General features: G+C 64.9%; 9 protein-coding genes. 2 read left to right on the forward strand and 7 right to left on the reverse strand.

Features of this window, described 5'->3' with window-relative positions; translation table 11 throughout:
* The 7 genes from NKJ26_RS15360 to NKJ26_RS15390 all read right to left on the reverse strand — a co-directional run bounded on the left by NKJ26_RS15360 (window position 1) and on the right by NKJ26_RS15390 (window position 12,363).
* Window positions 1-1,041, reverse strand: coding sequence for a sulfate/molybdate ABC transporter ATP-binding protein (locus tag NKJ26_RS15360; protein ID WP_352696044.1), 1,041 nt, complete (start codon window positions 1,039-1,041; stop codon window positions 1-3).
* Between the two features lie 136 nt (window positions 1,042-1,177).
* Window positions 1,178-2,062 (reverse strand): sulfate ABC transporter permease subunit CysW, encoded by an 885-nt coding sequence (cysW, locus tag NKJ26_RS15365; protein ID WP_352600742.1) that lies wholly within the window; start codon window positions 2,060-2,062, stop codon window positions 1,178-1,180.
* Window positions 2,055-2,906, reverse strand: a complete 852-nt coding sequence (gene cysT, locus NKJ26_RS15370) for a sulfate ABC transporter permease subunit CysT (protein WP_352600744.1) — start codon at window positions 2,904-2,906, stop codon at window positions 2,055-2,057. Before cysT ends, cysW begins: the two co-directional genes overlap by 8 nt.
* A 107-nt stretch (window positions 2,907-3,013) precedes the next feature.
* Window positions 3,014-4,039, reverse strand: a complete 1,026-nt coding sequence (locus NKJ26_RS15375) for a sulfate ABC transporter substrate-binding protein (protein ID WP_352696045.1) — start codon at window positions 4,037-4,039, stop codon at window positions 3,014-3,016.
* Between the two features lie 242 nt (window positions 4,040-4,281).
* The gene (locus NKJ26_RS15380) at window positions 4,282-4,599 is read right to left on the reverse strand and encodes a M15 family metallopeptidase (RefSeq protein WP_352696046.1); all 318 of its coding nucleotides are present in this window, start codon (window positions 4,597-4,599) and stop codon (window positions 4,282-4,284) included.
* A gap of 85 nt (window positions 4,600-4,684) precedes the next feature.
* Entirely contained in the window at window positions 4,685-6,775 is a 2,091-nt protein-coding gene (gene pbpC, locus NKJ26_RS15385) for a penicillin-binding protein 1C (RefSeq protein ID WP_352696047.1), read from the reverse strand.
* Window positions 6,776-6,882: 107 nt separating this feature from the next.
* Entirely contained in the window at window positions 6,883-12,363 is a 5,481-nt protein-coding gene (locus NKJ26_RS15390; RefSeq protein WP_352696048.1) for an alpha-2-macroglobulin family protein, read from the reverse strand.
* A gap of 273 nt (window positions 12,364-12,636) precedes the next feature.
* Here NKJ26_RS15390 and NKJ26_RS15395 point away from each other — a divergent pair, with 273 nt between their 5' ends.
* Together NKJ26_RS15395 and NKJ26_RS15400 are read left to right on the forward strand one after the other, a co-directional pair.
* Window positions 12,637-14,565, forward strand: coding sequence for an autotransporter assembly complex protein TamA (locus NKJ26_RS15395; protein ID WP_352696049.1), 1,929 nt, complete (start codon window positions 12,637-12,639; stop codon window positions 14,563-14,565).
* A gap of 2 nt (window positions 14,566-14,567) precedes the next feature.
* On the forward strand, window positions 14,568-20,621 hold the full coding sequence (locus tag NKJ26_RS15400) for a translocation/assembly module TamB domain-containing protein (protein ID WP_352696050.1): 6,054 nt from the start codon (window positions 14,568-14,570) through the stop codon (window positions 20,619-20,621).
* Window positions 20,622-20,804: the final 183 nt, after the last annotated feature.

Here is a 20,804-nt window from a genome sequence, read left to right on the forward strand (position 1 = left end):
TCAAGCCGCCGGAAACAGCTTCCAGCGACCCGGGCGGAAGGCTACGCGGCTTTTCTGTGCCGCGGGGTGGCCGACGGGCAGTTCGATCTCGACCCGCTGGCGCTCGCCGCCGATCTCAAGCTCCACCCGCCGCGTGCCGGCGACGCGTCGGCTGGCGGCGACGGTCCCGGCGATGCAGCCGCTGCAGCCGTCCAGCAGTTCGACGTCGTGCGGGCGGAAGTAGAGCGTCGCATCGCCCGCAGGCGCATGTGGCGCCGACAGCCCGATCGGACGGTCGGCGAGCCAGATCTCGCCATTCTCGACCTTGACCGGAAGCGAACTTGATTCACCGATGAAGCCGTAGACGAAAGGCGAGTTCGGCGTGTCATAGATGTCGTCGGCGGTGCCGACCTGCTCGATGCGGCCCTGGCTCATCACCACGACCCGGTCGGCAAGCTCCAGCGCCTCCTCCTGGTCGTGGGTGACGAAGACGGTGGTGTGGCCGGTCGCGTCGTGGATTTCGCGAAGCCAACGGCGCAATTCCCGTCGCACCTGCGCGTCCAGCGCGCCGAACGGCTCGTCGAGAAGCAGCACCTTGGGTTCGATCGCCATGGCACGCGCCAGCGCCACGCGCTGACGCTGGCCTCCGGAGAGCTGCGCCGGATAGCGCTTTTCCAACCCTGTCAGCTGGACGAGATCGAGAAGCTCGGAGGCACGGCGGCGGATTTCCTGCGTCGGCGGGCGAGACGGCCCATGCCGGACCTTGAGGCCGAAGCCGATATTGTCGGCCACCGTCATGTGCCGGAACAGCGCATAATGCTGGAAAACGAAGCCGACATTGCGCTCCTGGATCGACTTTTGCGAGGCGTCCTCGTCGCCGAAGAAGATCTTTCCGCGCGTCGGCCGTTCCAGCCCGGCGATCAGCCTGAGCAGCGTCGTCTTGCCGGAGCCGGAGGGACCCAGCAACGCGATCAGCTCGCCCGACTTGATGTCGAGCGACACGTCGTGGAGCGCCGGAAACCGCTCGAACTCCTTGCGCACGTTGGCAACGCGAACTTCCATTTACAGAACCTTTTGTAGTCGATGCATGTCGTTGCCCCAAAACCGCTATGCAATTCTGGGCGGCATGCTCATCTTTGTTTCATGCATATGCATGCATGTCGTTGTCCCAAACCCGGCCCCCCTGGGCGACATGCATCTAATGCCCACGTGTCGCGGCGAGTTCGGCGCCGTAGCGCATTTCAAGCAGTGTCTTCAAGACCAGTGTGACGAGCGCCAACCCGGCCAGCAAGGAAGCGACGGCAAAGGCGCCGACAGCGTTATACTCGTTATAGAGGATTTCGACATGCAGCGGCATGGTGTTGGTCAGCCCGCGTATGTGACCCGAAACGACCGACACCGCACCGAATTCGCCCATGGCGCGTGCGTTGCACAGGAGCACGCCGTAGAGCAGGCCCCATTTGACGTTGGGCAGCGTCACATACCGGAACGTCTGCCAACCATTGGCGCCGAGAGAAAGGGCGGCCTCCTCGTCGCCATTGCCCTGTTCCTGCATCAGCGGGATCAATTCGCGGGCGACGAAGGGGAAGGTGACGAAAACGGTCGCCAGCACGATGCCCGGCACGGCGAAGAGAATGACGATGCCATGCGCCTTCAACCAGGCGCCGAGCAGCCCCTGGGCGCCGAACAGGAGCACGTAGACCAGTCCCGATATAACGGGCGAGACCGAAAAGGGCAGGTCGATCAGCGTCGTCAGGAACGCCTTGCCCTTGAACTCGAATTTCGCGATCGCCCAGGCGGCCGAGATGCCGAAGACGACGTTGAGCGGCACCGAGATGGCCGCCACGAGCAGCGTCAGCCGGATCGCCGAGCGCGTGTCGGGATTGCTGAGCGCCTCGGTATAAGCGCCGACGCCCTTGGCGAAGGCCTCATTGAAGACGACGATCAGCGGCAAGACCAGGAAGATGCCGAGGAAAGCGAAGGCGATGGCCATCAGCACGGCTCGCGCCGGGCGGCTTTCGGTCACGGCCGCCGACTGGCTCTCATGATACGGCTCGTAGGATTTGATCTCCGGGTCAGCCATAGCGCTTGCGGCTCCACGTCTGCACGAGATTGACGACCAGCAGCATCAGGAACGACAAAGCGAGCATGATCGCCGCGATCGCGGTCGCTGCCGGATAATTGTATTCCTCAAGGCGGATGACGATCAGAAGCGGAGCTATCTCGGATTTGTACGGCAGGTTGCCGGCAATGAAGATGACTGAGCCGTATTCGCCGACGCCTCGGGCGAAAGCCAAGGCGAAGCCGGTGATGATGGCGGGCGCCAGACCCGGAAACAGCACGCGGGTGATGATCTGGAAACGGCTGGCGCCAAGCGTTGCCGCGGCCTCCTCCACTTCCTTGTCGATCTCTTCCATGATCGGTTGCACGGTGCGCACGACAAAGGGCAGGCCGATGAAGACGAGCGCTATGACGATACCGAGCGGCGTGTAGGCGACCTTGAGGCCGAGCGGCATCAGCAGTTTGCCGATCCAGCCATTCGGTGCGTAGAGCGTGGTCAGCGCGATGCCGGCAACCGCCGTCGGCAGCGCGAACGGCAGGTCGACCATGGCATCGACGATACGGCGGCCGGGAAAGCGGTAGCGCACCAACACCCAGGCAACGAGGGTGCCGAAGACGACGTTGACGATAGCCGCGATGAAAGCGGTGCCGAAGCTGATTTCCAGGGAGTTGATGGTGCGCCGATCGGTGGCAATCGCCCAGAAGTCGGTCCAGCCGAGAGCGGCCGAACGCCAGATCAGCCCGGACAGCGGAATGAGGATGATGAGGGTGAGGTAGGCAAGCGAGAAGCCGAGCGTCAATCCGAAACCCGGAATGACACTCGGCTGCCTGAACCGCCACCCCGCCTGCGCGGGTGCTGTGGTCATAGAACTCTGGATCGTCCCTTCTTACTCAAACCAGCTTGGCCCGCGTCATGGCTCCGGGCGTTTCACGGAAGAGGCCCGACTAGGGGCGTCTTCCGCTCTACGGCGCCTTATTGGGGCTTGTAGATCTGGTCGAATATACCACCGTCACCGAAATGATAAGGCTGTGCTTTCTTCCAGCCGCCAAATTGCGGGTCGTCGATGGTCACAAGCTTGATCGGCGGTAGCTTGGCGAGATCCTCCGCGGGCACAAGGTCGGGCTTGGCCGGACGATAGTGGTTCTTGGCGATGATCGTCTGCGCTTCCTTGGAATAGAGCCAGCTCAGATAGGCTTCGGCGATTTTCCGCGTGCCTTTGGCGTCGACATTGGCGTCGACCACCGCCACCGGCGGTTCGGCCAGGATCGAGGTCGGCGGATAGACGATGTCGAAATTGTCGGCGCCGAACTCGTCGAGCGCCAGATAGGCCTCGTTTTCCCAGGCAATCAGCACATCGCCGAGGCCCTTTTGCGCGAAGGTCACGGTCGAGCCGCGCGCGCCGGTGTCGAGCACCGGGGCGTTGGCGTAGAGTTTGCCGACGAATTCCTTGGTCTTGGCTTCGTCGCCGCCATCATTGGCGTTGGCGTAGGCCCAGGCGGCGAGATAGTTCCAGCGCGCGCCACCGGAGGTCTTGGGATTGGGCGTGATCACCTGGACGCCGTCCTTGACCAGATCGCTCCAGTCATGGATGCCCTTGGGGTTGCCCTTGCGGACGAGGAAGATGATCGTCGATGTGTAAGGTGCTGAATTGTTTTCGAATTTGGTGCGCCAGTCGGGATTGATCTTTTTCGACTTCGAGACGATTGCGTTGATGTCGCCTTCGAGCGCCAGCGTTACGACATCGGCGTCGAGGCCGTCGATCACGGCCCGCGCCTGGGCGCCCGATCCGCCATGCGACTGCTGGATGGTCACCGTCTCGCCAGTCTCGGCCTTCCAATGTGCCGCGAAGGCCTCGTCATAGGCCTTGTAGAGTTCGCGTGTCGGATCGTAGGACACGTTGAGTATCGTCGTGTCGGCAAACGCGAAACCGAGCGTGCCGAACTGGACAGATGTGGCGACCAGTGCGCCGAGCAGTTTCCGGAAATGAGGTTTGGTCATTTCTGCCTCCGTTGAACCCGCGCCAAATCTACCGAACTGGTAGAATTTAGATGCATTGAATGTTGCATTTTTTGCCAGCTAGGAGAAAATATTCGACGAGATCCCGCTGCGAAAAGAAATTTCTTCCTCATGCCCTGAAGCCGGGCTCTGCTGCTGTATCACCGCCGCTATGTAGGAACGGGCCGCGCCTCGGCAATGGCGTGCGGAGAATGTGATTGCCACGCGGTCCTGGCAGCGGCGCGTCAGCCGGCGGTCACCGGGAAATCGAAGCGCCGGTTCGCGAACGGCTCGTGCTCCAGCGTAAAATGGCACCACTCGCGCGCATAGTTCTTGAAGCCCCCGGCGCGCATGGCATCGACAAGCAGCTTGCGGTTCGCCGCCGCGTTGCCGGGAAATGGGCGGTGCACCGTTTCGCTCATCGGGTCGAAGCAGTCGAAGCCGGTGCCGAAATCAAGCGTGCCGACATCGACAGTGCAACAGATGGGGAGGGCGTTGGCATTTGCGGGGAGCGGGATTGCCGTGACAAGAGTTGTTGCTGCCAGCGCTGAGCCTAGCGACATTCGAGGACTGCGCGAAACAGGTATTGGGAAATATCCTGCCGTCCGACCTTGTGGAAAGCCAATTCCGTGAATCGCTTGCAGCCGTCTATTCGACGAACACCTTCACACTCGCCGCTCGTCCGGCTGCGTCAATGACCGTCAATGTCGAGTAACCAGCGCCATCCGGCTGCCAGGTCGCGGTACGGCGACGGTCGATCCCGGTGAGCGGTTTGCCGTTGGCCAGCCAGCGGAACGGAGCGCGGCCGCCTTGCAGTTTGAGCACCAGCGGCGAGGCGTCGGCGGAACTGGTGCCGAGATCGACACGGGCGCCGTCAGGCGGAAAGATGATGGTCGGCGCGGGTTCGGCAGGCGTCGCCTGCACCAGGCCGTCCGAACCGGCGCCGAAGCGGGTGAGCGTCACCGGCAGTTCGTTGCGTTTGGGACTGAAGACGCCGGGCGGCTTGCCCGGCAGCGGCACCGTGACCAGGCCGGAGCGGACAAAGCCCTCGAACAGGATCGGGGCGGCCGAGACATAACCGGACAGGCCCGGCACCGCGCCGGCATCGGGACGACCGACCCAGACACCGAGCACATAGCGGCCGTCGAAGCCGACCGACCACGCATCGCGGTAGCCGTAGGACGTGCCGGTCTTGTAGGCGATGCCGCGCTGAATGGCGCCTTCCGGCGGCTTGACGCCCGACAATATGTCGATGATCTGCCAGTTCGCCTGATTGTCGAGGATGGTGGCGGTGGTGCGCTCGGCATTCGCCTGCTCGGTGCCGTCATGCAGCGTGTGCGTCTTGCCGCCATTGGCGAGCCCCGTATAGAGCTGGACGAGGTCGCGCAACGTCACGCCGACGCCGCCGAGGCCGATGGCGAGGCCCGGTGCCTCGTTGACCGGCAGGACAGGATACACACCTGCCTGGCGGAAGCGCGCCGTCAGCCGCGCCGGGCCGACTGCGTCGAGCACGCGGATCGCCGGCACGTTGAGCGATAATTGCAGCGCCTGGCGGATGCTGACATCGCCCTGATAGCCCATGTCGAAGTTTTTCGGCCGGTAGCCGCCGAAATCGACCGGGCTGTCCTCGATCAGCATCTCCTGCGCCACCAGCCCTTGTTCGAAGGCGAGGCCGTAGATGAAGGGTTTCAGCGTCGAACCGGGCGAACGCACCACCTTGGTCATGTCGATCCAGCCGGAACGGCTGGCGTCGAAGAAATTGGCCGAGCCGACTTCGCCGAGGATGTCGCCAGTGCGGGAGTCGGCCAGCACCATGGCGACGGAGAGGCGGGGTCCAAGCTTGGTTGCGGCGTCCCTCGCCACCTGTTCCAGCCCTTGCTGGACGCTCTTGCGGATCGTCAGTTGCAGAGGCTGGCCGGGAATGGCCTTGGGCAGCATCGCATAGGCGGCATGGGCGGCAAGCGCCGGCAAGGTGCGGCGCAGACCAGAGACGTCGTCGAGTGCCGCGCGGGCCGCCTCACGCTCACCGATCAGGCCCGCCGAGACCATACGGGTCAGCACCCGGTCACGGGCGGCGTGGGCGATCCCGAGATTGCGGTCGGGCCGGCGCTTCTCCGGCAGTTGCGGCAAGGCAACGAGGAGGGCGGCTTCGGAAACGGTGAGCCGCTTCGGCTCCTTGCCGAAATAGGCAAGCGAGGCGGCGCGCACGCCCTCGAGGTTGCCGCCATAAGGTGCCAGCGTCAGATAGCGTTCGAGAATCTCGCTTTTGGACAGCCGCCGCTCGATCTGGATGGCGCGCAGCATCTGCTTGATCTTGGAACCGAGGCTGCGGCTTTCGCGCGGTTCGATCAGCCGGGCGAGCTGCATCGACAGCGTCGAGCCGCCGGAAACGATATGGCCGCTGTTGGCGAACTGGCCGGCGGCGCGGGCCAGCGCCAGCACGTCGACGCCCTCATGGTCCCAGAAGCGCTTGTCCTCATAGGTGACCAGCATGTCGACGAACTGCTTGTCGACCTGGTCGAGCCGGGTTTTCAGCCGCCAGTATCCGTCCGGCGTGGCGAAGGCGCGCAGCAGCTGGCCGTCGCGGTCCTGGACTTCCGTCGAGACGGTGAGTTCGACAGGCAAGGGCGGCGGGAAAGCGCGGTCGAGTTGCCAGAGAGAGGCAGCGGAAATGGCGACAACGGCCACCAAGGAGATTCCAGCGATAGCCGCGCGGCGCAGGAATTTTCTTGAGAGCATGACGCTGCCCCTCATCCGCCTGCCCGTCCTCCGCAGCAGCTGCTGCGGAGGACGGGCAGGACAATGAGAGGCAGCGCAAACCTCACGTTCATATCCGTCAAGACGCCTTACGGCGCCTTGACCTCCATCATGCCGGTGGCGGTGCGGGCGGAATATTGCGGCCGGTACATGTCCTCCACCGTTGCCGCCGGATGGGCATAGGTGCCCGGTGTCACGGCTCGCACGACATAGGCGAGCGTGATGTTGCGGTCGCCATCGCCGTCATTGGGGTTGAAGGCCGCGACGAAACGGTCGTCGCGGAATTCGAGATGGGCGGCATCGGTCTGCGCCAGCCAGGAGAAGTTCGACAATTGCGCGCTGGAGACCAGGCCCGGATTGTCGATCTCGAAGCCCGCCGGCAAGAGGTCGGTGACCAGCAGGCGGGACGGCCATTTGTTCTGCTCGTAGATCTTGAGCACGACGACATAGCGTTCGTTCTGCGTCGCCTCGGTGACGTTGGCCTCGGTGCCATCGAGCTTGTAATAGGTGCGGCCGATGGTGAAGCCGTCGCCGCCGGCTGGCAACGGCTGGACCGGCGACGCCACCGTGGTGACGACGGCCTGCAGCGGCGTCTTGCCGGTGTTGGCGATGGCCAGTGGGCTGGCGGCGAGTTCACTGCCACTGACCCGGTTGGAATAGCCGCCGGAATGCGGCGCGCCATTGACGGAAAGCGTGATCGAATCATTGCCTTCCTTCAGTGCACGAGCCGCCAGCAGCATCCAGGATTCATCCTGGGTGCTGGTCCAGCGGGCTTCGGCGCGTTCCCTGGTCACCAGCTTGATCAGCTCCGGCGCGATCGTCGGCACCGGCTTCGATTCCGCTGCCAGCGCCAGCATCGCCGCGCCATCACGCAGCCGCGAGCCGTAGTCGGAGCGGTAGTAGTCGTATTCGGTGCTCGACTTCGCAAGCTGCAACGCCGTCTTGAACGTCGCTTCCGAGCGCTGGGTGTCGCCGTAGAGCGCGAGGCTGGCGGCAAGCTGGGCAGCGGCCATCGGGCTCGAGAAGGCCTCGAGCTGGGTGTCCGCATAATAACGCAGATCACCGATCGAGGCCTTCTTGTTGCGGGCCAGGACGTAGAGCGCATAGGCGATCTCGCTGCCGCGATCCTGAACGTCCTGGTCGTAGCCGAGGGAGTTCTGCAAGTTGCCCAGCGCCTGGTTCATGGCCAGGCTGGGCACGTCGTATTTCTGCTCGCGTGCCCTGGTCAGGAAGTCGGTGACATAGGCGTCGAGCCACAAATCGCCGGAACCCGGGCCCCACAGGCCGAAGCTGCCGGCCGAGGCCTGGTAGCTGAGCACCTTGTAGATGGCGTCCTGAACGCGGCCATGCAGGTCTGGATCGCTCTCCATGCCGACACCCGATGCCATCTCGTTGACGTAGAGAAGCGGCATGGCGCGGCTGGTGGTCTGCTCGGCGCAACCATAGGGGTAACGATCGAGCGTCATCAGGAGCGACGGCACGTCGAAAGCTGCCGTCTGCGAAACGCCGACACTGACGGAGGCGCCGTCAAGCAGGCTTGCCGCAAGCAGCTCCTTGTCGACGCGCAGCGCGCCGCCATCGCCCTTGAGGTCGACCACCAGACGGGTGGTGACCGGCAACTGCGCTGGACGGATCGGCACATAGAGCGTCTGCTCGACCTCGGTGCCGTCGGTATGGGCGAGCTTGATGGTGAGCGAGGCATTGCCCGCCGTCTGTGCGATCAGCGGCACGGTCAGCGTCTGCCGCTTGCCCTGGGCGAGCGTCAGCATCTGGGGCAGGGGCTTGTCACCCGTCGACAGATCGCCCGTCGTTTCGATCGACAGTGCATAGTCCCCGGCCGGGCCGTCGGTGTCGGCGATGTCGAGCCGCATGACGGCGGCGTCGCCCGGCGCAAGGAAGCGCGGCAGGCCAGCGGTGATCACCACGGGATCGCGCACGATCACATCGGACTGGGCGTGGCCGACCGCGTCCTTGGTCCAGGCGACAGCCATGACGCGCACGGTGCCGTTGAACTGTGGAATGTCGAAGTCGATCCGCGCCTTGCCATCGGCGTCGAGCTGGACGGTGCCGGAGAAGAAGGCGACCAGCTTTTCGGTCGGCGGGCTGCCTTGCGTCTGCATGTCGGCGCCGTCACCGCCGGTCCTGAGCTTGCCGGCGGTACCCAGCGAGCCGTCGATCAGGCGGCCGTAGAGGTCGCGGATTTCCATGCCCAGCATGCGCTGGCCGAAGAACCAGTTCTCGGGGTCCGGCACCTTGTAGTTGGTCAGGTTGAGGATGCCGACGTCGACCGCGGCGACCATGACATAGGCGTTGCTGCCCGGCTGCACGCCGGCGACGGCAACCGGGATCGACAGCTGCTGGCGCGGCAGAGTCTTGTCCGGCGGCGCCAGCGTGACGGCGAGCTTCTTCGAGCCCGGATCGACCCTTAGCCATTTCACGCCGATGGCGCGGGCCGGCATGCGGGTTTCCTGCGCATCGCCGGGCCGGAACAGGGTTGCCGTGACATAGGCACCGGCGCCCCAATCGTCGCCGACCGGAATGTCTATGGTGCTGCCGCCGGCCGGCACTGACGCGGTGACGGTCTTCAACAACTTGTCGGAACCTATATTGATCAGAAGTTCGCCGGCAAAATGCGGCGAGACCTTGAGCTTGGCCACTTCGCCAGCGGCATAGTTGTCCTTGTCGAGAGCGATCTCGAGGCCGTCAGGCGTCTCGGTGGTCGTGGAAGAGACATACCAACCGCCATCGAACTCGTAGCTGGTCGCGGGCCCTTCGGGGTCCGACGTTTCGACCTCGAGCCGGTAGCGGCCCCAGTCGACCGGGATCGACACGGTCGCCTCGCCATCGGCACTGAGATCGACCTGGCCGTTGGCGACCGATTTGGTGAAGGTCACCGGCTCGTAGTTCCACGAATTGTTGGAGCGGTACCACTGGTAATTGCGCTCGACCTTGACCAGCGACCACTGCGCGCCTTTCAGCGCCTCGCGCTTGCCGTCGGGGTCGACGGCGATCAGGCTGAACTTCGCCGTGCCGCCCTGCGGCACCTCATCGTCGGCGAAATCAGGCCGGATGCCGATCATATGGCCTTGCGGGCGGATGCCGATGTTGAGCGAGCGTTCGATGGCGCGGCCGCCGGTCTCGCGCATGCGCACCGTCACCTTCGCGTCGACCAGCTTCGTGGTCGACGGCAGTTGCTCGACGGAGACCGGGAAGGTCGCCTTGCCGTCATCGCCGACCACCGGCAGATCGGCGAGCGGAGTGACCGTGGGCTCCGCCGACTGTTCGTCGGCGAGTCCGAAGGAATAGGCCGGGAAACGGTCCCAGGCACGGGCGGTCGACAGCGTCAGCTCGCCTTCCAGCGCCAGGCCCGCCGCCGGCGCGCCATAGAGGAAGCGGCCGTCGATGTCGATATTGGCGGTTTCGCCCTGCGCGATCTCCTGCTTGTCGGCCTTCATGTCGAATTCGATGCGATCCGGCACGAAGTCCTCGACGAGGAACATCTGGCTGGCGACCTCCGGCTGCTTGGGATCGGTGTAGATCGACACCGACCACGTGCCGCGCATGGCATTGGCTTGGAGCGGCAGGTCGACGGCATGGCCGCCGGCCGAGGCGCCGTCGCTGACGATGCGGCGGTCCTCGACGCCGTCGGGACGCGAGAAGATGAAGGTCAGCGGCAGGTTCTCGACCGCCTTGGCGGCACCGTCGCGGGCAAGAGCCGCGACGTGAACGTCCTCGCCGGCGCGGTAGATGCCGCGCTCCGTCCAGGCATAGACGTCGAGTGCGCCGGGCGCCGCGCGACCGGTGACGCCGCGGTCGGACAGGTCGAAGCCGGCCCGGGCCATGTCGAGGAAGACGAAATCATTGTCGCCCTGCTTGGCCATCAGCACCGCCGGAATCATGCCGCCGTCACCGCGGGTCAGGCCGGGATTGAAAATGGCGTGACCGTCGGCGTCCGAGGTCGCGGTACCGAGAACCTCGTTGTTCCTGGCGACCAGCGTCAGTTCGGCGCCGGCTATCGGCTTGGCGCTGCCCAGCGAACGGGCAAAGACGTTAAGCCCGTCCTGGCCGGTATAGGTCGACAGGCCGATGTCGGAGACGACGAACCATTGCGTGGCGATCGAACTGTCGTCGTCGCTCTTGTCGCTGACGGCCTGGGCGGTCAGCACATAAACGCCGGGCTTGCGCTGCGGCAGCGCTTCGTCGACCGGGAACGAGGTGGTGACCTCCTTGTTGAGGTCGCCGGCGATGTCGAGCTGACCTTGCCAGACCGGCTCGCCCATCTGCTCGGAAATATTGGAGATGTCATAGCTGTCGAGCTGGTGCAGGAATTGGTAGCCCGACAGGAGCTGGGCCAGCGAACGGTCGCCGATGCGGTAGAGCTTCATTTCCGCGGCGTTCATATTGACGGTGACGACAGGGATGCCGCGGCGCGCGCCGGCCGGCAGCACGAAGCTGTCGCCGGTGAAGCGGGCTGAAGGCGCCCGGTCCTGCACATAGATCGACAGCGCCACGGGGGCGGCGGTCACTTCGCCAATGGCGGCCGGCAGGCCAGCGCGGAAGGTGACGTCATAATGCTGGCCATGTTCGAGGCCTTCGACGCAGATCTGCCTGTCCTTGGCCTCGACGCCCTTGGGTGGCGCGTTGTCGACGGTGACGAACTGCGCATAGTCGACGCCGGTCTTGACCAGTTCCTCGGAGAATTGCGCGCAAATGCGTGGCGCGCTGGTGTCGGCATCAAGGGAGTGATCGATGACGCGGAAGCCCTTGCGGGCCTTGAGGTCGGAATAGTCGGCCTGGACCGCTGGCGAAGGCACCAGGGCAAGGCTGGCCTCATAGGCCTGCAGGGCCGAGCGGTAGAGATCGCGCTTGTCGAGGCCGTTGCCGAGCAGCGCCAGCACTTCGGCGCGCGTCTTGGTGGTGCGCAGCAGCTTGTAGGCGTTGAAAGCCGCCGATGTGCCGTTTGCCGGCAAAGTCGACGCATCGGATGTATTGGCGGCGGGCTGCACGGCCAGCGTCTCGCGCGCCAGGTTGAGCCAGAGCTGGCCGTCATCGGGCATCACCGAAACAGCGGCTTCGTATTTGTGCATGGCGGAGCGATGATCGCCGGTGAGCACCGCCTGCTCGGCGGCGTTCACCAGGGCGGCCATGCCTTCGGTCGGCTTGTCATAGGCAGGGCCAAGCAGCCTGTCGCGGTACTGCTGGGCCTGGTCGGCCATCCAGTTGGGGAAGAAGGCAAGTTCCGGCGGCGCGCCGATATCGGGATCGCCGTCGATGTTGACGACCTTGCCGGCGACGGCGCCGCTGAAAGGCTTCAGCTGGTTGTAGTCGGATTTGAGAAAGCACCATTTGGCCTTGGTATTATAGGTGAAGGCGCGGCAGGCCGGATCACCGAGGCAAGTGGTCTTGCACTGGTCGAGCGTGACGTTCTGATCGGACCTGAGGTCGAAGCCGAAATAGTCGGAATTGTCGGTCGTTGCGATTCTTCGCGCCTCGGCCGCTTGCGCCGCCGTGCCCCAGGCAAAGAAGAGAAGGATCAGGATAGACAGACCACGAGCCGTGCGCATTGCCATAATACCCCTCCAGACAAGTGCAAACGTCCCGGCATGATCAAGCTTCGGTCAGGCTTGTCAACACAAGGACGCGGCAGGGTTCCGCCTGCCAACGGTTTCCTTTCCGGCCGATGGCCGGTAGTACCTCCATAGGACAGGGGATCACGCTTTCTTGCGGCGACGCAAAAGGTGTGAATTCCAAGCCCGCCCTATTTCAGACAATTGGATTGTGGCCCCTTTACGAGCGCTTCAGAACTTCATTCCAATTTTAGTTTTGTATCGTAGGTTGTGTTAATGCCGGCGTATGAAGAGCAGATGTCAGGAGGGACCGTGCCAGGGCGGGTGCTTCCGCGCGCCCTGCTCTTGGCCATCATCTGCTCGACAGCGCTTGTCGCCGAATCGAAGCCGGCGGCCGCGTTCGAGATTTTCGGCATCAAACTATGGGGATCATCCAGCGACGAGGACGCCGACATCGTCGGTCCCCTGCGCTATGCCGTGACCATCCAGGCACCCGATGCCGACAAGGATCTCGTCAAGAAGCTCGAAAATGCTTCGGCGCTGAAGAGCGACGAGGACCATCCGGTGTCCGGTTCGCTCGGGCTGATGGCCAAGGCGCGCGGCGATCGTGAACAGCTTGTCGCGGCCCTTTACGCGGATGCCCGCTATGAAGGCATCGTCACCATCGCCATCGACGGTAAACCGCTCGACGAGCTGCCGCCGGATGCCGAATTCAAGGGTCCGCAACCGGTCCCGGTGGTCATAAACATAGCCGCCGGCCCCAAATTCACTCTCGGCAACATCAGGCTGGAGGGAGATGCGGCGGGGTTGATGAGCGCCGATTACGGCTTGATCGCCGGCGGCGACGCCGGATCTGGCGCGGTGCTCAAGGCCGAGGCGCTGATCGTGCGGACGTTGAAAGAGCAAGGCAGGCCGCTGGCCGAGGTGACGGGCCGGCAGGTCGTCGCCGACCATGCCACCTCGACGCTCGACGTGACGCTGACGGTCGCCGCCGGGCCGGTCGCCGGCTATGGCGCCACCACGGTGGAAGGCACCGAGAAGGTCGATCGCGACTTCACCGAATACATGACCGGATTGAAGCGCGGCCGGCAATATTCTCCGCAGGAGATCGACGATGCGCGCGACAGGCTGCTGGCGCTCGAGGTCTTCAACAGCGTGACGTTCAAGGAGGCGGACAAGCTCGACGCCGACGGCAATATTCCGATCGGCGTCCAGGTCAGCGAGCGCAAGCCGCGCTATTTCGGGCTTGGCGGCACCTTCTCGAACACCGAAGGCCTCGGCCTGGAAGGCTATTGGGGCCAACGCAATCTGTTCGGCCGGGCCGAGAAGCTGCGCATCGACGGCGCTATCAGCGGCATCGGCAGCAACGATCTCTCGGAGCTGAACTACAATGCGGGCGTCATGTTCGAAAAGCCTGGCGTGATCGGGCCCGCATCGAAGTTCTTCGCTAGAGCGAACACAGTGCTCGAACACCCGGACGCCTACGACCACTTTTCGATCAAGGGCAGCACCGGCCTGTCCTATGAACTGACCAAGAAGCAGACGGTTTCGGCGGAAGTCGCGCTCGACTATTCGCGGATCCATGACGCCTTCGGCAAGCACAAATATCTAATCGCCAGCATTCCGCTGCAATATGTCTACGACAACCGCGATAACAGGCTGAACCCGACCAGGGGTTTCAGGGTGCTGGCCTATGCCGAGCCCAGCTACGATATTTTGAGCGGTGCTGCCTTCCTCAAGCTGAGGGGCGAGGGATCGGCCTATCAGTCGCTGGATACCGCGTCGAAATTCGTTCTGGCCGAACGCGTCGCCCTCGGCTCGATCGTCGGCACCGGGCTTCAGAACGTTCCGGCCGACCGGCGTTTCTATTCCGGTGGCGGCGGCTCGGTGCGCGGCTATGCCTATCAAGGCATCGGCCCCAAGGATTTCACCGGCCAGCCGATCGGCGGCCTGTCCTTCTTCGAAACGTCGGTGGAAATGCGCATCGCCGTCACCGACACGATTGGCATCGTGCCGTTCGTCGATGCCGGAACGGTGTCGACCAAGTCGTTCCCCAACTTCTCCGACATTAAGGTCGGCGCCGGTGTCGGCTTGCGCTATATTACGCCGTTCGGGCCGGTGCGGATCGACGCCGCCGTGCCGCTCAACCGCGATCCCGGCGATCCGCATTTCGGCATTTATGCCGGCATTGGCCAAGCGTTCTGACGATGAAGACCCTCTGGCGCATCCTTCGCATTGTCCTCTACACGCTGCTGATCGTGGTCGCGGGCGCAATCGGCGCGTTGGCGGTGCTGACCAAGACCGAGCGCGGACGCGACAATCTGGCCGGCATCATTTCGCGCCTGGCCTCCAGCGACGATCGCAAGGTCACCATCAGCGGCATCGACGGCATCTGGTCGGGCGCGCTCAGCGTCGACCATGTCGTGGTAGAGGACCGCGACGGCGCCTGGCTGGTGGCGCGCAAGGTAGCAGTCGACTGGTCGCCGACGGAACTGCTGTCCAAACGCTTCAGTGCCGACCGGATCGCGGCCGACCGCATCGAACTGGCGCGTCCGCCATTGGCCAGCACGCAACCGCCGGCGCAGAGCGGCACGACGACGCTGCCTGTCTCCATCGACATCAGGCAAATCGACCTGCCCGAAATCGCGCTCGGCGAGCGCCTGGCCGGCAGCGGCATCGCCGAACTCGCCGCCAAGGGGTCGCTCAAGGCTAACGCCGCGCCGCTGGCGGTCGAGACGACGCTCAACGTCACCCGCCACGATGGCAAGCAGGGCAATGTCGATGCGAATATTCATTTCTCGCCAGCCGACAACAAGCTCGACCTCGACCTCAAGGCGTCGGAGCCGGCCGGCGGTATCATCGCCAATTTGCTCAAGCTGCCGGATGCGCCGCCGGTCGAGATCATTGTCTCGGGGACGGGGCCGCTGGCCAACTGGAGCGGCATCGGCACCTTCGTCGTCGGCGGCCAGATCGTCACCCAGCTCACCGGCCGCCATCAATTGACCGACAACGGCAACCTTGTCGAAGCCAAGGGCGACGGTGATTTTGCGCGCTTCCTGCCCGAGAATCTCAAACCGCTGTTTGCCGGAAAGACCAGTTTCGATATCGCGGGCACCGCAACATCGGCTGGCGGCGTCAGCATCGATCGGGCCAGGATCGAAAGCGATGCCGTGCAGGGCACAGCCACCGGCATTTTCGATCCGGCCGGCGCCAGCGATCTTGCTGTCGAACTCGCCGCCAAGGCGGCGCCAGTGCTCGTCACCGTGGGCAGCGCGGCGCAGCCGATCACGTTGGCGATCAGAAACGCCACGGCGCGTGCATTCGGTGACGGCAAGGCGCCGATCGTCGACATCGGCGCCTCGCTAGCCTCGGTGGTGGCCGGCGGCACCCAGTTGAACGACCTTTCAGCACAAATCCATTCCGACGGCTTCGATATCCAGAACCGGGCCGGCCCGGTTTCCGTCAAACTAGAGGCGGCCGGCCTTAAAACCGATGTCGCTACATTGGCGCCGCTGGTCACCGGCAAGGTCAACCTCGACTTGGCCGGATCGTTGAGCAAGGAGACGGTGGCCATCGATCAGGGCACGTTGCGCTCGGACGCGCTCAATGCCTCGCTGACGGCGACGGTCGCGCTCGCAGACCTGTCGGTGCAGCTCAAGATGAACGCCGACGCCGCGTCGACAGCCCTGCCGCCGCAGATCAGCTCGGTGCTCGGCGAGCGGGTGCAATTCTCGGCGGCGGCGACGCGCGATCCGCAAGGCGCATTTGCAGCCAATTCTATCGAATTCACCTCCGGCTCGGTCAGCGCCAGCGGCACAGCCAGCGCGCAGGGCACGGACATCCAGGCCGACATCAAAGGGCGGCTGGGCGACGTTTCGGTGCTGTCGCCGACGGTTGGGGTGCCGGTTGCCGGCGCCGTCAATTTCGCGCTGTCGGCGAGCGGCGCCAGGACGGCGCCCGATTTCACTATCTCCGCCGACAGCGACAGCCTGACGGCATCTGGCCGCACGGTAAGAGCGATCAGGCTGACGGCTAGCGGCAAGGCCGATGTCGCGAACCCTTCCGCCAACGTGTCGCTGACCGGCTCGGTCAACGACCAGCCGCTCGACGTCAAGGCGGCGCTGGTGACGAGCGAGGGCAAGCGCTCGATCAACGGCTTGCTGATCTCGTTGGGCAACAACAAGGTTTCGGGCGACCTGGCGCTGGATGACAAGTTCATGCCCCTGGGCACGCTGACGCTCGCCGCGTCCGCGATCGATCAGCTGGCGGCACTCGCCGGCCAGGCGGTGACGGGCGACATTGACGGCACCATCCGCTTTGCCGCCGGTGCCGATGCGCCCTCCGTCGCCATCGATGCGAAGAGCACGTCGATAACGCGCGGCGAGGTGACGGCCCGGACGATCGCCGTCAATGCGCTGATCGCCAACTATCTCAAGGCGCCGGCGATCTCCGGCTCGATCAAGGCCGACACCGTCACCTCGGGCGCCACGGAAATCAGCGGCATCGGCGTCGATCTGAAGCGCGATGGCGACTGGACCAACTTCACCGGTGGAGCAACCATATCGGGCATTCCAGCGACAGCAGCCGGCCGGGTGAAGATCGCCCAGGGCATCACCAGCGTCGAGATCGCCTCGGGAGAGGCCACGGTCCGCGGCATCAAGGCGGCGATCGCCCAGGCGTCGGCGCTGACCGTCGCCAACGGAACGGCCAGCATCGAAAGGCTGGCGCTCGATGTCGGCGGCGGTTCGGTGACCTTGTCCGGCACCGCCGGTCAGGCGCTCGACCTCGCGGCGCAGTTCGCCGCGCTGCCGGTGGCGCTCGCCAATGGATTTTCGCCAGGTCTCGATGCCGTGGGCACGCTTGACGGCACGGCGCGGGTAACCGGGCCGGCATCGGCGCCCGACGTTCGGTTCGACGCGAAACTGGCCGGCGTCGAGACCAGCCAGACCCGCCAGGCCGGGCTTGGGCCGCTGGCCGCCGACGCGGCTGGGGCCTACACCATGGCCGGCGGCGTTGTCCTCGACCATGCGACGCTCTCCGGCGACAAGATTTCCGGCAAGGCCGCCGGCACTATCAACCCGAACGGCGCCAGTGATTTCGCGCTTGATCTCGCATCCTCCGGTCCGAGTTTGCCGCTGACGCTGGGCAGCGCGGAAAGCCCGATCAAGCTCGAGCTGCGGGCGCTGTCGGTGAAGGCAGCGGGGCAGGGCACGCAACCCCGGCTCGACATTTCGGCGACGCTGCCTTCGGTCGCCACCAAGCTGGCCAGGGTCGACGGCATAGTGGCCGCACTGCATTCCGATGCCTTCGATCTGAAAGCCCGGACTGGGCCGATTTCAGGCTCGGTCTCGGCCGAAAAGATCGGGCTCGACAATCCGGCCATCGCGCCATTGATCGCCGGAAAGGTTACAGCGAAGGTCTCTGGCAGCCTCGCAACCGACGCCGTCGCCATCGACAGCGGCTCGGTGACGAGCGATGCGCTGAACAGCGGCTTCAACGGCCGGATTTCGTTCGCGGACGGCGCCATCGACCTCAATCTCAGGGCCGACGCCGCTTCGGCGGCGCTGCCGGCCGCGGTGCGCGGCGTGCTTGCCGAACGCACCGCACTCAGCGCGGCGCTGAAGCGGGATGCGGCCGGCAATGTCAATGTCGACCGATTGAAACTGACGTCGGGCGCGCTGAGCGCGCAGGGGCAGGCAAGCCTGGCCGATAACAGGGTAGCCGCCGATATCAGCGGCGCGCTGGGCGACATCTCGCTGCTGTCGAAGGACGCCAAGGGCGCCATCTCATTTGCCTTGAACGCACAGGGGCCGATGGCCGCGCCAGATCTATCGCTGACGGTGAACAGCGATCAGCTTTCGATGGCATCGCGCCAGATCACCGGGCTGAAGCTGACCGCAACCGGCAAGGCCGATGCGGCCAATCCGGCTGCGAATGTGCAGCTGACCGGCAACGTCGCCGGCCAGGCGCTGCAAGGCAGCGCCGTGCTGGCCACGGCGGACGGCAAGCGCGTCATCAACAGCCTCTTGCTGTCGCTCGGCAGGAACAGGATTTCGGGCGATCTGGCGCTGGACGAGAAGTTCGTGCCGGTGGGCACCGTATCGCTCGACCTGCCGGATATCGGGCCGCTCGCCGCACTGGCGCTGGAAAAGGCCGAAGGCGACGTACGCGGCACGATTGCTTTCTCGAAGAACGGCACCGCGCCGCAAGTCGCGATCAAGGCGGCGACCGCTTCGATCGCGCGCGGCGACGTCCAGGCAAAAGCCGTCTCGGTCGATGCGCTGATCGCCAATTACCTGGCAGCGCCGGTGATCTCCGGAAAGATCCACGCCGACACCGTCATCTCCGGCGGCACCGTGATCCACGGCATCGATGTCGACTTGAAGCGCGACGGCGACTGGACGGGCTTTTCCGGCGGCGCCACCGTCAAAGGCATTCCGGCGAAGGCCGCGGGTCGGGTCAAGGTTGGCGGCGGCACCACCACCATCGAGCTCGCCTCCGGCGAGGCCACTGTCCAGGGCATCAAGGCGGCCATCGCCCAGGCCTCCACTGTCAGCATCGTCAACGGCACCACGACGCTGGACCGGCTGGTGCTCAACCTTGGCGGCGGCACCGCGACGGTGACCGGCAAGGTGGGGCAGGCGCTCGATATCAATGCGACGCTGGCGCGCGTGCCGATGTCGCTGGCCAACGGCTTCTCGCCGGGCCTCGATGCCGCCGGCTCGATTTCCGGCACGGTGAAGGTGACGGGCGCGCCGGCGAGCCCCGCGGTTGCCTTCACCGTCGACGCGGCCGGCGTGCAGACGTCGCAGACCCGCGGCGCGGGCATCGGCGCCGTGAGTATTTCCTCGTCCGGCACCTTTGCCGCCAACAAGCTGACCTTCAACGCCAATATCAGCGATGGGGCTGGCCTCGGCCTCAAGGGCGGCGGCACGGTGACGACGGCGGGAACGCCGGCACTGGCGCTCGACTTCAATGGCGCCGTGCCGTTCGGCATCCTTAGCCAGAAGCTGGCGGCACAGGGCCTGTCGCTGGCGGGTACGGCCAATGTCAACGTGCAGGTGCGCGGCCCAGCGACGTCGCCCGTCATCGGCGGCAGCGTCAGGACTTCCGGCGCGCGCCTTGTCGATGCGCGCTCGGGTCTCGCGGTCAACGACATCGCCGCAGACATCTCGATCGGCGGCGGCGTGGCCAGGATCAACCGGCTGACGGGAACACTTTCGACACGCGGCAGCCTTTCGGCCCGCGGCACGGTCGGCATCAATCCGGGGCAAGGTTTTCCGGCCGACCTGTCGATCAAGCTCACCGACGGCCGCTATACGGACGGGCGCGTGGTGACAGCCAATCTCGGCGGCGACATGACCATCAAGGGGCCGCTGACATCGGCGCCGGTGATTGCCGGCACCGTCAACCTCGCCAAGACCGTGATTACCGTTCCCGAGAAGCTGCCGGGCTCGCTCTCGGCGCTGGACGTCAAACATAAGAACGCGCCGAGCGCGGTGCGGGCGCAGGACAAGGCGCTGCGTCCGGCGACGACCAGCGGCAGCAGCGGCGGCGGCGGTCTGGCGCTGGACGTCACTCTCAACGCGCCGAATCAGATCTTCATCCAGGGCAGGGGCGTCGATGCCGAGTTCGGCGGCTCGCTCAAGCTGACCGGCCCGGCTTCGGCGCCGCAAGCCGTCGGCACCTTCACACTGCAGCGCGGCCGGCTGTCGATTCTCGGCAAGCGGCTGACCTTCACTGACGGCTCGGTCGGCTTTTCCGGCTCGCTGGTGCCCTATCTCAACCTGACGGCGACAACGACCACGCCCAGCGCCACCGTCACCATCGTGGTTTCGGGCGAGGCGACCAACCCGAAATTCACATTCTCCTCGGTGCCGGCGCTGCCCGAGGACGAAGTGCTGGCGCAATTGATCTTTGGGCGGTCGATGTCGAACCTGTCGCCGCTGCAGATCGCGCAGCTTGCCGAAGCGGCCGGGCAATTGGCTGGCGTCGGCGGCTCGACGTCGCTGCTCGAGAACCTGCGCAACGCGGTTGGCGTCGACGATCTCGACGTGATCACCGACGAACAGGGCGGCACCGCGGTTTCGGCTGGCAAATATCTGAACGACCGTACCTATGTGACCATCCAGAAAGGCGATAAGCCAGGCTCGGGCAAGGCGACCATCGACCTCAATGTCGGGCGTGGCGTCAAATTGCGCGGCGAGGCAACCGATGCCGGTGAAGCCAAGGGCGGCGTCTTCTACGAGAAGGAATATTGAGGGTCTGGCCCTCACCATGGCCCGGACTGGCGCTGTCGTAACCGGCCCAAATGTCTCAGTTTAATCGCCCGGAGAGATTTTGGCGAAATCTGGGCGCACTAGCAATTTTGCGCCAAGACTGTCGCTATCACGCGAACTGCTCCCCTTTCAAAGTTGCACATTCGCCAACATGTTCCCAATCCA

This window comes from Mesorhizobium sp. M0152 (assembly GCF_040322415.1).
Classification (GTDB): Bacteria; Pseudomonadota; Alphaproteobacteria; order Rhizobiales; family Rhizobiaceae; genus Mesorhizobium.

Bases quoted from the DNA above. Each gene is read 5' to 3' on its own strand.
- NKJ26_RS15400 (WP_352696050.1), top strand. From the start codon at position 14,568: ATGAAGACCCTCTGGCGCATCCTTCGCATTGTCCTCTACACGCTGCTG.
- NKJ26_RS15380 (WP_352696046.1), bottom strand. From the start codon at position 4,599: ATGTCGCTAGGCTCAGCGCTGGCAGCAACAACTCTTGTCACGGCAATC.
- NKJ26_RS15395 (WP_352696049.1), top strand. From the start codon at position 12,637: ATGCCGGCGTATGAAGAGCAGATGTCAGGAGGGACCGTGCCAGGGCGG.
- NKJ26_RS15390 (WP_352696048.1), bottom strand. From the start codon at position 12,363: ATGGCAATGCGCACGGCTCGTGGTCTGTCTATCCTGATCCTTCTCTTC.
- NKJ26_RS15375 (WP_352696045.1), bottom strand. From the start codon at position 4,039: ATGACCAAACCTCATTTCCGGAAACTGCTCGGCGCACTGGTCGCCACA.
- NKJ26_RS15360 (WP_352696044.1), bottom strand. From the start codon at position 1,041: ATGGAAGTTCGCGTTGCCAACGTGCGCAAGGAGTTCGAGCGGTTTCCG.
- pbpC (WP_352696047.1), bottom strand. From the start codon at position 6,775: ATGCTCTCAAGAAAATTCCTGCGCCGCGCGGCTATCGCTGGAATCTCC.
- cysT (WP_352600744.1), bottom strand. From the start codon at position 2,906: ATGACCACAGCACCCGCGCAGGCGGGGTGGCGGTTCAGGCAGCCGAGT.
- cysW (WP_352600742.1), bottom strand. From the start codon at position 2,062: ATGGCTGACCCGGAGATCAAATCCTACGAGCCGTATCATGAGAGCCAG.